Raw genomic sequence first — 14,923 nt, forward strand, 5'->3', positions numbered from 1 at the left:
CGGGAGGGGATGGACCCTGGCAGGGGGCGTAAGGGTTATTTGCGGCGACTGTCGGGGCACGCTCGACGGCTGACGGGGGCCGTAAATAATCCAGCCCCCAGAAGGGTCCGTCCCCTCCCGCCCCGGCCCCGCCCCACGACGCACCGACCCGGTCCCCGACGCGCCGCCCCACGACGCACCGACCCGGTCCCCGACGCGCCGGCCCCGGCAGCAGAGACGGGCGGACAGCCAAGGCCGCGGCTACCGCCCGCCCCGGGCCGCCGAGAGCAGCTCCTCCGCATGGGCCCGCGCCAGCTCCGAGTCCTGCCCCGCCAGCATCCGGGAGAGCTCCCGCACCCGGTCCTCGCCCTCCATCGCCTGCACCCCGCTGCGCGTCACCGCCCCGTCGTGCGTCTTCTCCACCACCAGGTGCCGGTCCGCGAAGGCCGCGACCTGCGGCAGGTGCGTCACGACCACGACCTGCGCCGTCCGCGCCAGCTTCGCCAGCCGCCGCCCGACCTCGACCGCGGCCTTGCCGCCGACGCCCGCGTCGACCTCGTCGAAGAGGTACGTGGGCACGGGCGCGGACCCGGCGAAGACGACCTCGACGGCGAGCATGACGCGCGAGAGCTCACCGCCGGAGGCGCCCTTGGCGATGGGGCGCGGCTGGGCGCCGGGGTGCGAGGCGAGCAGCAGCTCGACGTCGTCGGCGCCGTGGGGCCCGTACGCGACGGCGCGTCCGCCCACGTCAATGCCGGCGCCGGCGTCGGCGACCTCGTTCTGGCGAACCGCGAACGTCACGCGGGCGTGCGGCATGGCCAGCGACGCCAGCTCGGCGGTCACCGCCCCGGCGAAGCGCTCCGCCGCCTCGGTCCGCGCATCGGTCAGCGCCTGTGCGAGCTCCCCGAGCTCGGCGCGCAGCGCGTCGCGCTCGGCGGTGAGCTCGCCGATGCGGTCGTCGTCGCCGTCCAGTTCGGTCAGGCGGGCCGCACTGCGCTCGGCCCAGGCGAGGACTTCGGCGATGTCCTCGCCGTACTTGCGCGTGAGGTGGGTGAGGGCGGCGCGCCGCTCCTCGACGGCGGCGAGCCGTCGGGGGTCGGCGTCCAGGTCGGACGCGTAGCCGGCCAGCTCGCCGGCCACGTCCGCCAGCAGGATGCCGATCTCGCCGATGCGGTCGGCGAGGCCCGCGAGGGCCGGGTCGTGGGAGCGCACGGCCTCGACGGCCCGGTGGGCGCCCGCGACGAGCGTGCCGGCGTCGATGCCCTCGGGGTCCTCGGGGTCGCCGGCGAGGGCGGCGCGCGCGACGGTGGCGGCGGAGGCGAGGGCCTCGGCGTGGCCGAGGCGTGACGCCTCGGCGGCCAGTTCGGTGTCCTCCCCGGGCAGCGGCTCGACGGCGGCGATCTCGTCCAGGCCGAAGCGCAGCAGGTCGGCTTCCTGGGCGCGCTCGCGGGCGCGGGTGGTCAGCTCGGCCAGCTCGGCGGTGACGTCCCGCAGCCGGCGGTAGGCGCCGGTGTACTTGGCCAGCGGCACGGCGACCGCGTCGCCGGCGTACCGGTCGAGGGCCTGGCGCTGGCGGGCGGGCCGCAGCAGCCCCTGCTGGTCGGTCTGGCCGTGCACGGCCACCAGCTCGTCGGCGAGCTCGCCCAGCAGCCCGACGGGCACGCTGCGCCCGCCGAGGTGGGCGCGCGAGCGGCCCTCCGCGGAGAGGGTGCGGCTGATGAGCAGCGTGCCGTCGTCGAGCTCGGCGCCGGCCTCCTCCGCCCGTACGGCCGCGGGTGAGCGGCCGTCGACGGCGATCCGCCCCTCGACGACGGCGGCCTTGGCCCCCGCCCGCACCAACGCCGGGTCGGCGCGACCGCCGAGCAGCAGCCCGAGGCTGGTCACGACCATGGTCTTGCCGGCGCCGGTCTCACCGGTCACCGCCGTGAAACCGGGCGACAGCTCGACCACCGCGTCATCAATGACGCCCAAGGACCGGATCCGCATCTCCTCCAACACGGATACGACCATACGAGGTTCCGGGGGCCGCTCGCGACGGCCTCCCCCACCGAGGTCCCTGGGGACAACCCCACCACCGGTCCGGGTGACCTCTCCATGGCCGGGGCGGGGCCTCACCCGTCAGGCTGGAAAGCATGATCAACCGACCTCGCGGGCGGCGTGCCGCCGCGCTCCTCCTCGCCACCGCCACCGCTCTGACCACTGCCGTCACGGTGCGATCCGCCGCTGCGGCTCCGCGCGCGGGGGGCCTGGACGGGGTGTGGCGCATGGACGGTTACGGGACGGTCGTCACGATCGAGGACGGCGGCCGCAGGCTGCGCTCGTACGAGACGACGGCCGTCAGCTGCCTGCCGGGCGCGGCCGACGCGACCCGTTCCGGCGCTGAGGGCCCGTTCCGGCAGAAGGGCGCGTCCACGATCACGGTGACGCCGGAGGGGCCCCGGCGGGCGCAGCTGCGCTACGCGGAGTCCGTCGGCCATCGGGAACTGCGCCGGATCGCGGCGCTGCCCGCGGCCTGCCGGGAGAAGGAGCCCCCGAAGGACAACCTCGCCGTCTTCGACGTCTTCTGGCGGACGTACGCCGAGAACTACCCGTTCTTCGCCGCGAAGGGCATCGACTGGCCGGCCGTGCGCGCCCGCTACCGCCCCCGGGTGACCGACGGGACGACGCCGGACGAGCTCTACCGGATCCTCGCGGAAATGATCGAGCCGCTGCACGACGGGCACACCTTCGTCAAAGGCGGCGTGGGCGACGACTACAGCCGGTACTTCGCGGGGCACCGCGAGGACACCACGATCCCCGACGGGACGCTGGTGCGGCGCATCGACGAGGCGATCGCCGGCAATCTGGACGGCGCCGCGCTGCGCCGCTGGGGCAGGGGCAGGATCGCCTACGCGGACCTGCCGGACGGCACCGGCTATCTGCGGGTGACGGGGTTCGTGAACTACACGGACGAGGAGACGTACGAGGCGGACGGCGCGGAGCTGGACCGCGCCCTGGACGAGGTCTTCACCCGGGCCAGGACGGCCGGCCCGAAGGCGCTGCGGGGCCTGGTCCTGGACCTGCGGTTCAACGGCGGCGGCTCCGACCGTCTGGGCCTGCGCATCGCGGAGCGGCTGACGAGCCGCCCGTACACGGCCTACCTCAAGCACGCGCGCAACGATCCGGAGGACCCGGCGGCGTTCACGCGGCCGGAGCCGGTCCGGGTCGGGCCGCACCGGGGCCCGGTCTACTCCGGCCCCGTGGCGGTCCTCACCGGCCGGCTGACGATCAGCGCCGGGGAGACGACGACGCAGGCGCTGATGGGCCGCACGCCCCGGACCGTGCGCATCGGCGAGAACACGCAGGGCTCGTTCTCCGACCGGCTGGACCGCGCGCTGCCGAACGGCTGGAGCTTCGGCCTGCCGAACGAGGAGTTCCTGAGCGCGGCGGACGGCAGGACGACGTACGACGGCGCCGGCATCGCCCCGGACGTCAGGACGCCGGTCTTCACCGAGGAGAACCTGGCGAAGGGCGACGACCCGGCCCTGCGGGAGGCGCGCAGGCGCCTGACCGCCGGACGCTGAGGCGGCGCGCCCGGCGGGACGGGCCCCGGGAAGGCGGTGGCGGTTAGTGGGGAGCCCCCCGCCAGCCGGCGACCGGCAGGGCGAACTTCGCCACCAGCCGGTCCGTGAACGAGGCGTGGTGCAGCCGCGCCAGGCGCACCGGCACGGCGCCCCGCCGCACCTCCACCCGGGCTCCCGCCGGCAGCTCCACGGTCCGCCGGCCGTCGCACCACAGCACCCCGTTGGGCGTCTGCGGCTGCACCTCCACCGCCAGCACCGAGTCCGGTGCGGTCACCAGCGGCTTGGCGAACAGCGCGTGCGCGCTGATGGGGACCATCAGCAGCGCCTCGACCTCGGGCCAGACGACGGGCCCGCCGGCCGAGAAGGCGTAGGCCGTGGAGCCGGTGGGCGTGGCGCACACCACGCCGTCGCCGCCGAAGCGCGAGACGGGCCGTCCGTCGACCTCGGTGACGACCTCCAGCATCCGCTCGCGGGCGGCCTTCTCCACCGACGCCTCGTTCAGCGCCCAGTCGGTGTGCACGACGTGTCCGTCGGTGCGCACGAGCACGTCGAGGGTCATCCGCTCCTCGACCTCGTAGGCGCGCGTGACGACCCGGTCGACGACCTTGTCGAGGTCGTCGCGCTCGGCCTCGGCGAGGAAGCCGACCCGCCCGAGGTTGACGCCGAGCATCGGCACTCCGGACTGCCGCGCGAACTCGGCGCCGCGCAGCAGGGTGCCGTCACCGCCGAGGACGATCAGCAGCTCGCAGCCCGCCAGGGCGTCGGGCTTGCCGGGGCCGGCCTCGACGCGCTCGGCCGGGCCGGGCAGCGGCAGGTCGGCGGCCTCCTCGGCCAGCACCCGCACCCCGATGCCGCAGCGCAGCAGCCCCTGTACGACGAGCTCGGCGCTGCGGATGGCGGCCGGGCGGCCGGTGTGGGCGAGCAGGAAGACGGTGCGTCCGGTCGGTACTGCCGATGTTGCTGATGGTGCTTCTGAAGTGGTCAACGGGGCCCCTCCGCCACTGCACGGTCAACGTCGGCCGGGTCCAGTTCAGGCGCACCGGCACGCAGCCACAGAAAGTACTCGACATTGCCGGAGGGCCCGGGCAGCGGGCTGGCGGTAACCCCGAGTACGCCGAGGCCCAGCTCGGCGGCGCGGCCGGCGACGGCGCGCACGGCCTCGGCCCGCAGCTGGGCGCTGCGCACGACGCCGCCGGCGCCGAGGCGTTCCTTGCCGACCTCGAACTGGGGCTTGACCATGAGCACGAGGTCCGCGTCGGGCGCGGCGCAGCGCACCAGGGCCGGCAGGACGAGGCCGAGGGGGATGAAGGACAGGTCGCCGACGACGATGTCGACCGGCCGGCCGTCGATCTGCTCCAGCGTCAACTCGCGTACGTTCGTACGGTCCTTCACGGTGACCCGCTCGTCGCTCTGCAGGGACCAGGCGAGCTGCCCGTAGCCGACGTCGACGGCGACGACGTGGGCGGCGCCCGAGCGCAGCAGGACGTCGGTGAAGCCGCCGGTGGAGGCGCCGGCGTCCAGGGCGCGCCGGCCCTCGACCTTCAGGCCGAGGGGGACGAACGCGGCCAGCGCGCCGGCGAGCTTGTGGCCGCCGCGGGAGACGTAGTCGGGGTCGCTGTCGTCCTGGGTGACGACGAGGGCGGCACTGGTCTCCACCTGCGTGGCGGCCTTGGTGGCCGTCGTACCGCCGACGGTCACGCGGCCTGCGGCGATCAGCTGGCTCGCGTGCTCGCGCGAGCGGGCCAGCTTGCGGCGCACCAGCTCCGCGTCGAGTCGGCGGCGGGTCACTGCCACGTGCGGTTCAGCTCCTGTTGTCGTACGGGCGCGCGGGGTCCGTGGGCCCGGGGCGCTGGTCGAGGGCGCTGAGCGCGTCGCGCAGGCCCTGGTGTACATCCTCGTACACCTGCAGGTGGCCGCCGGCGTCGAGGTCGTCGGTGTCGGCCAGCCGGGCCAGGTGCGCGTCGACGCCGGCGTCGCCGGTGGGGGTGCGCGGGACGCCGAGGGGCTGGGGCGACGCCGGGGTGGTCGTCGGATCGGTCATGGCTCCGACGCTACCCCGGAAAGGGGCCTTCTCCTGTGTTCCGCCCCCTCTGGGGTACCGTCCAGGCAATGGCGACCATTGAGGAGTGCCTCGGCGCACTCGACCGGCTGGCGGAGAAGCTCGCGGGCGCGAGCGGGGAGCTCCGCAGCGCCGCCGCGCCCGATCGCTCGCTGAGCTGCCACGTCACGGATCTCGACGTCACCTTCCTGGGCCATCTGCGGGACGGCCACCTCAAGGAGGTGCGGACGGTGCGGGGCGCGTCCGAGCCGCGGGCCGAGATCGCCCTGGAGATGACCGGGGACGACCTGGTGGCCCTGGTCGACGGCAAGCTGAACTTCGCGCGCGCCTGGGCCGGTGGCCGGGTCAAGCTGAAGGCGGGCCTGCGGGACGTGCTGCGGCTGCGGTCGATCCTGTAGCGCCCGCCTCCGGGGCCCGGCCGCGGGGCCGGCGGGCGGCCGGGACGACCAGGGGCGTGCCGGTCTGCGGGTCGTCGATGACCTGGCAGCGCAGCCCGAAGACCTCCTCCACGAGGGGTGCCGTGACGATGTCGGCCGGTGCGCCCTCGGCGACGACCTTGCCGTCGCGCATCGCGATGAGATGGGTGGCGTAGCGGGCGGCGTGGTTGAGGTCGTGGAGGACGGCGACGAGGGTGCGGCCCTGGGTCTCGTGGAGTTCGGCGCACAGGTCGAGGATCTCGATCTGGTGCTGGATGTCGAGGTAGGTGGTCGGCTCGTCGAGGAGCAGCAGCGGGGTGCGCTGGGCGAGGGCCATGGCGATCCACACGCGCTGGCGCTGGCCGCCGGAGAGCTCGTCGACGTGGCGGTCGGCGAGGGCGGCGACGCCGGTGGCGGCCATGGACTCCTCGACGACGCGCTCGTCCTCGGGCGACCACTGGCGCAGCAGTCCCTGGTGGGGGTGGCGGCCGCGGGCGACGAGGTCGGCGACGGTGATGCCGTCGGGGGCGACGGAGGACTGCGGCAGCAGTCCGAGGGTGCGGGCGACCTTCCTGGCGGGGTGGGAGCCGATGGCCGTGCCGTCGAGCAGCACCGAGCCGGCGGCCGGCTTGAGCATGCGGGACAGGGCGCGCAACAGGGTGGACTTGCCGCAGGCGTTGGGGCCGACGATGACGGTGAAGGAGTGGTCGGGGACGGCGACGGAGAGGTCCTCGGCGATGACGCGCCCGTCGTAGGCGAGGGTGACGGATTCGGCCGAGAGCCGGCTCATGGTGGTGTTCCTGTCCTGGTGCGTGCTCGTGGGGGTGCGCGGGTCCGGGCGCCTGCTCATATCCGTCCGCTCCGGCGCTCGGTGTACAGCAGCCACAGCAGGTAGCAGCCGCCGAGCATGCCGGTGAGTGCTCCGACGGGCAGCCGGTCGGCGCCGAAGAGCTGCTGGGAGGCCCAGTCGGCGGTGACGAGCAGGGTGGCGCCGGTGCAGGCGGCGGCGGTGAGGTTGGGTCCCGGGGAGCGGGTGAGGCGCCGGGCGAGCTGGGGTGCGGCGAGGGCGACGAAGGCGATGGGGCCGGCGGCGGCGGTGGCGGCGGAGGTCAGCAGGACGGCGGCCGTCATGGTCACCAGCCGGGTCCGTTCGACGGGCACGCCGAGCGCGTATGCGGCGTCGTCGCCCATTTCCAGCATGCGCAGGGACCGGCTGTGGCCGAGGACGAGGGGGACGAGCACGGTGCAGGCGGCCAGCAGCGGCCACACCTGGTCCCAGTCGCGGCCGTTGAGGGAGCCGACCATCCAGGTGGTGGCGCGGGCGGCGTCGGTGAGGTTGGCCTTGGTGAGGAGGTAGCCGATGACGGCGGTGAGGATGGCGGCCATGGCGATGCCGACGAGCACGAACCGGTAGCCGTGGACGCCCTTCTTCCAGGCCAGTGCGTAGATCGCGGCACCGGAGAGGATGCCGCCGGCGACGGAGCCGGCGGCGACGGCGGTGGTGCCGCCCTGGAAGAGGACGATGACGAGCAGCGCCCCGGCCGTCGAGCCCTGGGCGAGTCCGATCACGTCGGGGCTGCCGAGGGGGTTGCGGGAGACGGACTGGAAGACCGCGCCGGCCAGGGCGAGGGCGGCGCCGACGAGCAGGGCGACCAGGACGCGGGGCAGTCGCAGGTCGTGGACGATGAACTCCTGTGCCGAGGTGCCGCCGCCGGTCAGGGTGCGCAGGACGTCGGCGGAGGACATCGGGTAGTCGCCGGTGCCGATGAGGGCGACGGAGGCGGCGAGCGCGGCGGCGAGGAGCAGCGCGACGACGAGTGCGGCGCGCGGGTCGAGGCGGACGGAAAGGCCGCCGCGGGTGCGCAGGGCTTTGACGGGCTTCACAGCTGGGCCATCCTCCGGCGCCGTACGAGGTGGATGAACAGGGGTCCGCCGAGCAGTGCGGTGACGATGCCGACCTGGAGTTCGGAGGGGCGGACGACGACGCGGCCGGCGATGTCGGAGCCGAGCAGCAGGACGGGTGAGAGGACCGCCGCGTAGGGCAGGATCCAGCGCAGGTCGGGTCCGGTGAACGTGCGGACGACGTGCGGCACCATCAGCCCGACGAAGATGACGGGCCCGCAGGCGGCGGTTGCGGCCCCGCACAGCAGGGTGACGGCGGCCAGGGCGAGGGCGCGGGTGGCGGTCAGCCGGGTGCCGAGCGCGCGGGCCTGGTCGTCGCCGAGGGCCAGGGCGTTGAGGGGCCGTGCCAGGACCAGGGCGAGGGCGATGCCGACGAGGACGAAGGGCGCGACCTGCGTGACGAGGGTGGCGTTGGCGGACGCCAGCGAGCCGACGGTCCAGAAGCGCATCCGGTCCAGGGCGGCGGTGTCCACCAACTGGACGGAGTACACGTAGCCGTTGAGGGCGGCGGTCACGGCGGTGCCCGCGAGGGCGAGGCGTACGGGGGTGGCGCCGCGGCTGCCGCCGAGCGCGTACACGACGACGGACACCAGGGCGGCGCCGAGGAAGGCGAACCACACGTACCCGCTCAGCGAGGTGACGCCGAGGAAGCTGATGCCGGAGACGACGGCGGCCGCGGCTCCGGCGTTGATGCCGAACAGGCCGGGGTCGGCGAGGGGGTTGCGGGTGAGGGCCTGCATGACGGTGCCGGCGAGGCCGAGGGCCGAGCCGACGAGGAGGCCGAGGAGGGTGCGGGGGACGCGTACGTCGCGGACGACGACGTCCGTTTCGCTGCCGCTGTAGTGGAACAGTCCGTGCCAGACCTGTCCGACGGGGATCTGCTTGGCGCCGATGGCGAGGGACGCGGCGACGACCAGCAGGAGGACGGCCGTTGCGGCGAGCAGCCCTGCGGCTCGCAGGGCGCCTCGGCGGCGGGGTGCGGCCTCCGTGGAGACGGCGCCGGGGGGAGGGGGACTGTCGACCAACACCTGGTTAGGTTAGCCTACCCTCACACCGCCCTTCACGTGAGAGAAGCACTACCCCATGCGCAACCCCCGCACCATAGCTCCCACTCGCCGCTCCCTTCTGACCGTGGGTGGCGCCCTGGGCCTCGGCGCCCTCCTCACCGCCTGCGGGGGCGGCTCATCGGACTCCGGCTCCGCCGACGACGCCCCGGGCGGCGGCAAGGGCGGCGCCTGGTCCTTCAAGGACGACCGCGGCCAGACCGTGAAGCGCGACCACACCCCGAAGCGCATCGTCGCCTTCACCGGCACCGCCGCCGCCCTCCACGACTTCGGCGTCGAGTGCGTCGGCGTCTTCGGCCCCACCAAGCTCAAGGACGGCAAGCCCGACCCGCAGGCCGGCGAACTCGACGTCGACAAGCTGACGGTCCTCGGCAACGCCTGGGGCGAGTTCAACATCGAGAGGTACGCGGGCCTGCGCCCCGACCTGCTCGTCAGCAACATGTTCGAGCCCGAGGCGCTGTGGTACGTCCCGGAGGAGAGCAAGAAGAAGATCCTCGGCCTCGCCCCCAGCGTCGGCCTGACCGCCGCCCGCGTCTCGATGCTGGAGCCCATCAAGCGCTACGCCGCCCTGGCCGAGTCCCTCGGCGCCGACCTCAAGGCGAAGAAGGTCACCGAGGCCAAGGCCCGCTTCGAGGCCGCCGCCGAGACCCTGCGCAAGGCCGCCAAGGCCAACCCCGTCAAGGTCATGGCCGCCTCCGGCAGCGCGGACCTCTTCTACGTCTCCAACCCGGCCGTCAACGCCGACCTGATGTACTTCCGCGAGCTCGGCGTCGACTTCGTGGTCCCCGAAAAGCTCGACCAGGGCGGCTACTTCGAGAGCCTCAGCTGGGAGAACGCCGACAAGTACCAGGCCGACCTCGTCCTCCTCGACAGCCGCACCTCCGCCCTGCAGCCCAAGGACCTCGCCGCCAAGCCGACCTGGGAGAAGCTCCCCGCCGTCAAGGCCGGACAGGTCAGCCCCTGGCTGAGCGAACCGCGCTTCTCCTACGCCGGCTGCGCACCCCTGCTCGAAGCCCTGGCCTCGGCGATCGAGAAGGCGAAGAAGACCTCCTGACGCCCGGTCCCCGCACACCCCCACCGACAAGGAACCACCTCCCCCGATGACCGACGCCCCGCCCCCGCCCTACCGCTGGTTCGACCTGTACGTCCTGCGCACCGAGCGGATCAGCCCCGCCCTGTTGCGCGTCACCTTCGGCGGCGACCGCCTCGGGGAGATGGTCACCGGCGGCCGCGACCAGCGCTTCAAGCTCTTCCTGCCCCGCCCGGGCCAGGACGCGCCGGTGCTGCCGGACGACCGGGGCGTGGGCTGGTACGCACAGTGGCGGACCCAGGACCCGGCCGTACGAGCCGTCATGCGCTCGTACACCGTGCGCGAGCTGCGCCACGATCCCGCCGAACTGGACGTCGACTTCGTCCAGCACGGGGAGCACGGCGAGGGCACCGGGCACGGCGGCCCCGCCTCCCACTGGTCCCGCACCGCCCGCCCCGGCGACCGCGTCACCGTCCTCGGCCCGGTCGCCGAGGAGAACGGCGGCGTCGACTTCCAGCCACCGGCCGGCACCGACTGGGTGCTCGTCACCGCCGACGAGTCCGCGCTGCCCGCCGCGGCCGGCATCCTCGCCTGGCTGCCGGCGGGCACCCCCGCGAAGGTCTGGATCGAGGTCTCGCACCCCGACGACGTCCAGGACCTGCCCACGGCCGCCGACGCCGACATCACCTGGCTGGTCCGCAGCACCCCCGCCGACCGGCCCGTCCTCGACGCCGTCCGCACCGCGGAACTGCCCGCCGGCACGCCCTACGCCTGGATCGCCGGCGAGTCCGGCACCATCCGCGCGCTGCGCCGCCATCTCGTCGGCGACCGCGGCATCGACCGCCGCGCCGTCACCTTCACCGGCTACTGGCGCCTCGGCGCCACGGAGGAGGACCTCCTGGCGGAGCTGGGCTGACCGTGCGGGCCGGCACCCGGCCCGCACGACCGGCCCCTACCAGCCCAGCCGCGCCAGCGCCTTGCCCGCGTCCAGCGTGCAGGAACCCTCACCCGCAGCCGTCCACGCGGCGGCACACAGCGCCCGCAACGCGTCGATGCGCTCGCCCTCGCCGTCGAGGACGAGCGCATCGCCGTCGGCCGACGCACTCCAGCCACCGCACCGGAACCCCTCACCGGCAGAGCCCTCGACCGCCGGGTGCGGCTCCAGCAGCGCCCGCAGGTCCTCCGCCACATACGTCGGCCGGTGCTCGGGCCGCGCCGCGAGCAGCTCCGCCGCCGTCGTCACGCCCGTCAGCACCAGCAGCGAGTCCACACCCCCCACGTGCGCGCCCTCGATGTCGGTGTCGAGCCGGTCGCCCACCACCAGCGGCCGCTGCGCACCGGTGCGCAGGATCGTCTCGCGGTGCATCGGGGGCAGCGGCTTCCCCGCCACCTGCGGCTCCGCACCCGTGGCGATCCGCACGACCTGCACCGCGGAGCCGTTGCCCGGCGCGATGCCGCGCGCACTCGGAATCGTCAGGTCGGTGTTGGAGGCGTACCACGGCACGCCCCGGGCCACCGCGTACGACGCCTCGGCCAGCCGCGACCACGGCATGTCCATCCCGCCGAACCCCTGGGCGACGGCGGCCGGATCCTCGTCCGCGGAGTCCACCGGCACCAGCCCGCGCTCCCGCAGCGCCACCCGCAGCCCCTCCGCGCCGATCACCAACACCCGGGAACCGGACGGAAGCTGATCGGCTATCAGCCGGGCGACCGCCTGCGCCGACGTGATGACGTCGGCCGGCTCGGCCGGCACCCCCAGCTCGGTCAGGTGCTCCGCGACCGTCTCCGGCGTCCGGGCGGCGTTGTTCGTCACGTAGGCGAGGTGCATCCCGCTCTCCCGGGCCGTGCCCAGCGAATCCACGGCGTGCACGATGGCCTCGCCCCCCGCGTACACCACACCGTCGAGGTCCAGAAGCGCGGTGTCGTAGTCGCCGCTCAGTGGCCGCTTGCTGCCATCGGGACGGGTCCGGACGCTCTGTTTCATGCTGTGATCGCTCCCTGTGCTCTACGTCTCTTCCACGATCATTGCTCATCCGGCCGTGGGACATAACATTTCACAATGAGCACTCCAGGCCATGGCAACGGCGCCACCGGCAGTCCCGCAGGACAGGGGCTGCGACTCACCCCCTTCCGAGGGCTGCGGTACGTCCCCGAACGGGTCGGCAGCCTTTCGGCGGTCACCTCACCACCGTACGACGTCGTCGTGCGGCCGGACGGCCTGCGCCACCTGGAGACCGCCGACCCGCACAACATCGTCCGGCTCATCCTCCCCCAGGCCGCCACCGCGGCCGACCGGCACCGCCAGGCAGCGGAGACCCTGCGCCGCTGGCAGGAGGAGAACATCCTCGCCGCCGACCCCGAACCCGCGCTCTACGTCTACGAGCAGCGCGGCGACGGCATCCTGCAGCGCGGCCTCATCGGCGCCCTGCGCCTCACCCCGCGCGAGGAGGGCGTGGTCCTCCCCCACGAGGACGTCATGCCCCACATCGTCGAGGACCGCGCCGCGCTCATGCGCGACACCGGCGCCAACCTGGAACCGCTGCTCTTCTCCTACCGCGGCAACGGCAACGGCACGGAGGGCGCGGCCGGCGTCATCGAGCAGGTCATCCGCACCGAGCCGCTGCTCTCCACCCTCACGGACGACGGCTACGCCCATCGCCTGTGGGCGATCACCGACCCGCACGACCTCGACACCGTCGACAAGGACCTCTCCCACCAGCACGCCCTCATCGCCGACGGCCACCACCGCTGGGCCACCTACCTGCGCCTGCGCGCCGAGCAGCCGGCGCCGGGCCCCTGGGACTACGGCCTCGTCCTGCTCGTGGACACGGCCCGTTACCCGCTGCGGGTACGGGCCATCCACCGGCTCCTGCACCGGCTGCCGGTGGCGGAGGCGCTGGCGGCGCTGGGGGATGCGTTCCGTGTCCGTACGATCGACGGCCCGCTGCCGGACGCCCTGGACGCGCTCGCGGAGGCGTCGGCCGTACCGGGCGGCAACGCCTTCGTCCTGGCCGGCGACGGCCGCTTCCACCTCCTGGACCGGCCGGACCCGGACCTGCTGGCCCGTACGGTCCCCGGCGACCGCCCGCAGGCGTGGCGCGAGCTGGACGCGACGGTCCTGCACTCGACGCTGCTGGAGCACGTGTGGCAGGTTCCTGACGCGCCCGAGCACATCGGGTACATCCACGAGACCGCGGCGGCCGTCCAGCAGGCCGAGCTGCACGGCGGCACGGCGGTCCTGATGCACCCGGTCCACGAGGACGTCGTGCGGGAGCTCGCCGAGCAGGGCGTGACGATGCCGCGCAAGTCGACGTCGTTCGGTCCCAAGCCGGCGACGGGGCTCGTGCTGCGGAGTCTGGCCCTCAACTGAAACCGGGCCCTGCCCGATCACGAGTGATCAGGCAGGGCCCGGTCCGTTGCGGCTGGTCAGCCGGTCAGCAGGCTTCGTCAGCCCTTGCTGCCGGAGTCACCGTCGGTGCCCTCGGCGTCGGCCTCGGCAACGTTCTCGGCGTCGGCGTCGGCCTCCGTGTCGGCGTCGGCCTCGGTGTCGGCGTCGGCCTCGGTGTCGGCGTCGGTCACGGACTCGGTCTCGTCCTTGACCTGGGTGTCGTCCGCGTCGTCCTCCTGCAGGGCGTCCGTGAACTCCACGCCGTCCAGCTCCGCGAGCCGGTCGGAGGCGTTCGTGGTGCCGCCCTGGTCGGCCTCAAGGGCCTTGGCGAACCACTCGCGGGCCTCGGCCTCGCGGCCGACGTCCAGGAGCGCGTCGGCGTAGGCGTAGCGCAGGCGCGCGGTCCAGGGCTGAACGGAGTTCGACGCCAGCTCGGGGCTCTGCAGCGTCACGACCGCCGCCTCCGCCTGGCCCATGTCCTTGCGGGCACCGGCGGCGACCAGGCGCATCTCGACCTGGCCGGCCTTGTCGAGCTTCTGCACCTCGGGCTCGCCGGCCATGGCCAGGGCGCGCTCCGGGCGGCCCATGCCGCGCTCGCAGTCGGCCATGACGGGCCACAGCTCGACGGAACCGGTCATGCGGCGGGCCGCACGGAACTCGGCGAGGGCCTCGGAGTACTTGGCCGTGGCGTACGCGGCGAAGCCGGCGGCCTCACGCACGGCGGCGACGCGGGAAGCGAGCCGCAGGGCGATCCGCGAGTACTCGTAGGCGCGCTCCGGGTCCTCGTCGAGCAGCTTGGCGACCATGACGAGGTTGCGGGCGACGTCCTCGGCGAGGGTCTTCGGCAGGCTCATGAGCTCCTGCCGCACGTCCTGGTCGATCTCGTCACCGGTCACGTCGTCCGGGATCGGCAGCCGCTTCACCGGCTCCCGCTCGCCGCGGTCGCGGTCACGGTCGTCGCGCCGGCCGTAGCCGCCACCGGAACGGTCGTCCCGGCCGCGGTAGCCACCGCCGCCGCCCGGGCGGTCGCCGAAGGAACGGCGGGGACCGCGGTCGTCGCGACGGTCGTCACGGCGGAAGCCGCCGGGGCGGTCGTCGCGGCGGAAGCCGCCGGGGCGGTCGTCTCGGCGGAAGCCGCCACGGTCATCGTCGCGGCGCGGGCCACGGTCGTCGCGACGGAAGCCGCCACGGTCGTCATCACGGCGCGGGCCGCGGTCGTCACGGCGGAAGCCGCCGGGGCGGTCGTCGCGGCGGAAACCACCGCGGTCGTCGTCACGGCGCGGGCCGCGGTCGTCACGGCGGAAGCCGCCACGGTCGTCATCACGACGGGGGCCACGGTCGTCACGGCGGAAGCCGCCACGGTCGTCGTCGCGGCGCGGGCCACGGTCGTCGCGACGGAAGCCGCCACGGTCGTCATCACGGCGCGGGCCGCGGTCGTCACGGCGGAAGCCGCCGGGGCGGTCGTCGCGGCGGAAACCACCGCGGTCGTCGTCACGGCGCGGGCCGCGGTCGTCACGGCGGA

At 74.3% G+C, this 14,923-nt stretch carries 14 protein-coding genes; 5 read left to right on the forward strand and 9 right to left on the reverse strand.

The window, feature by feature from the left end; all coding sequences use genetic code 11:
* Positions 1-240: 240 nt before the first annotated feature.
* Positions 241-1,989, reverse strand: coding sequence for a DNA repair protein RecN (gene recN, locus LE181_RS29400; protein ID WP_225664555.1), 1,749 nt, complete (start codon positions 1,987-1,989; stop codon positions 241-243).
* Between the two features lie 122 nt (positions 1,990-2,111).
* Here recN and LE181_RS29405 point away from each other — a divergent pair, with 122 nt between their 5' ends.
* Positions 2,112-3,542, forward strand: coding sequence for a S41 family peptidase (locus LE181_RS29405; protein ID WP_225664556.1), 1,431 nt, complete (start codon positions 2,112-2,114; stop codon positions 3,540-3,542).
* A gap of 43 nt (positions 3,543-3,585) precedes the next feature.
* Here LE181_RS29405 and LE181_RS29410 read toward each other — a convergent pair whose 3' ends face one another.
* The 3 genes from LE181_RS29410 to LE181_RS29420 are packed head-to-tail and all read right to left on the reverse strand — an operon-like array spanning position 3,586 to position 5,583.
* The gene (locus LE181_RS29410) at positions 3,586-4,527 is read right to left on the reverse strand and encodes an NAD kinase (RefSeq protein ID WP_225664557.1); all 942 of its coding nucleotides are present in this window, start codon (positions 4,525-4,527) and stop codon (positions 3,586-3,588) included.
* On the reverse strand, positions 4,524-5,330 hold the full coding sequence (locus tag LE181_RS29415) for a TlyA family RNA methyltransferase (RefSeq protein ID WP_225664567.1): 807 nt from the start codon (positions 5,328-5,330) through the stop codon (positions 4,524-4,526). The genes LE181_RS29410 and LE181_RS29415 overlap by 4 nt, the downstream gene beginning before the upstream one ends.
* A 13-nt stretch (positions 5,331-5,343) precedes the next feature.
* Entirely contained in the window at positions 5,344-5,583 is a 240-nt protein-coding gene (locus LE181_RS29420) for a hypothetical protein (protein WP_225664558.1), read from the reverse strand.
* Positions 5,584-5,651: 68 nt separating this feature from the next.
* Between LE181_RS29420 and LE181_RS29425 the strand changes: the two genes are divergently transcribed.
* Positions 5,652-5,999 carry a sterol-binding protein gene (locus tag LE181_RS29425; protein ID WP_225664559.1) on the forward strand — a complete coding sequence of 116 codons (348 nt, stop codon included), beginning with the start codon at positions 5,652-5,654 and terminating at the stop codon, positions 5,997-5,999.
* Here the strand turns inward: LE181_RS29425 and LE181_RS29430 are convergent.
* Genes LE181_RS29430 through LE181_RS29440 form a run of 3 tightly spaced genes read right to left on the reverse strand, consistent with a single transcriptional unit; the run spans position 5,947 to position 8,947 of the window.
* Positions 5,947-6,867, reverse strand: a complete 921-nt coding sequence (locus LE181_RS29430) for an ABC transporter ATP-binding protein (RefSeq protein ID WP_225664560.1) — start codon at positions 6,865-6,867, stop codon at positions 5,947-5,949. The genes LE181_RS29425 and LE181_RS29430 overlap by 53 nt on opposite strands.
* Complete coding sequence (locus LE181_RS29435; RefSeq protein ID WP_225664561.1) at positions 6,864-7,901, reverse strand: FecCD family ABC transporter permease; 1,038 nt, start codon at positions 7,899-7,901, stop codon at positions 6,864-6,866. The genes LE181_RS29430 and LE181_RS29435 overlap by 4 nt, the downstream gene beginning before the upstream one ends.
* On the reverse strand, positions 7,898-8,947 hold the full coding sequence (locus tag LE181_RS29440) for a FecCD family ABC transporter permease (protein ID WP_225664562.1): 1,050 nt from the start codon (positions 8,945-8,947) through the stop codon (positions 7,898-7,900). Before LE181_RS29440 ends, LE181_RS29435 begins: the two co-directional genes overlap by 4 nt.
* A 55-nt stretch (positions 8,948-9,002) precedes the next feature.
* On the opposite strand from LE181_RS29440, the gene LE181_RS29445 reads away from it, so the two are divergent.
* Both LE181_RS29445 and LE181_RS29450 read left to right on the forward strand, forming a co-directional pair.
* Positions 9,003-10,037, forward strand: coding sequence for an ABC transporter substrate-binding protein (locus LE181_RS29445; RefSeq protein ID WP_225664563.1), 1,035 nt, complete (start codon positions 9,003-9,005; stop codon positions 10,035-10,037).
* A 46-nt stretch (positions 10,038-10,083) separates the two neighbouring features.
* Positions 10,084-10,929 carry a siderophore-interacting protein gene (locus LE181_RS29450; protein WP_225664564.1) on the forward strand — a complete coding sequence of 282 codons (846 nt, stop codon included), beginning with the start codon at positions 10,084-10,086 and terminating at the stop codon, positions 10,927-10,929.
* 36 nt (positions 10,930-10,965) lie between these two features.
* On the opposite strand, the gene LE181_RS29455 is transcribed toward LE181_RS29450, so the two are convergent.
* Positions 10,966-11,997 carry an HAD-IIA family hydrolase gene (locus LE181_RS29455; RefSeq protein WP_225664565.1) on the reverse strand — a complete coding sequence of 344 codons (1,032 nt, stop codon included), beginning with the start codon at positions 11,995-11,997 and terminating at the stop codon, positions 10,966-10,968.
* A 75-nt stretch (positions 11,998-12,072) separates the two neighbouring features.
* Here LE181_RS29455 and LE181_RS29460 point away from each other — a divergent pair, with 75 nt between their 5' ends.
* Positions 12,073-13,383, forward strand: a complete 1,311-nt coding sequence (locus LE181_RS29460) for a DUF1015 family protein (RefSeq protein WP_225664566.1) — start codon at positions 12,073-12,075, stop codon at positions 13,381-13,383.
* 77 nt (positions 13,384-13,460) lie between these two features.
* Here LE181_RS29460 and LE181_RS29465 read toward each other — a convergent pair whose 3' ends face one another.
* Complete coding sequence (locus LE181_RS29465; protein WP_372458536.1) at positions 13,461-14,324, reverse strand: tetratricopeptide repeat protein; 864 nt, start codon at positions 14,322-14,324, stop codon at positions 13,461-13,463.
* Positions 14,325-14,923 lie beyond the last annotated feature (599 nt).

Source organism: Streptomyces sichuanensis (assembly GCF_020328095.1).
Classification (GTDB): domain Bacteria; phylum Actinomycetota; class Actinomycetes; order Streptomycetales; family Streptomycetaceae; genus Streptomyces; species Streptomyces cinnamoneus.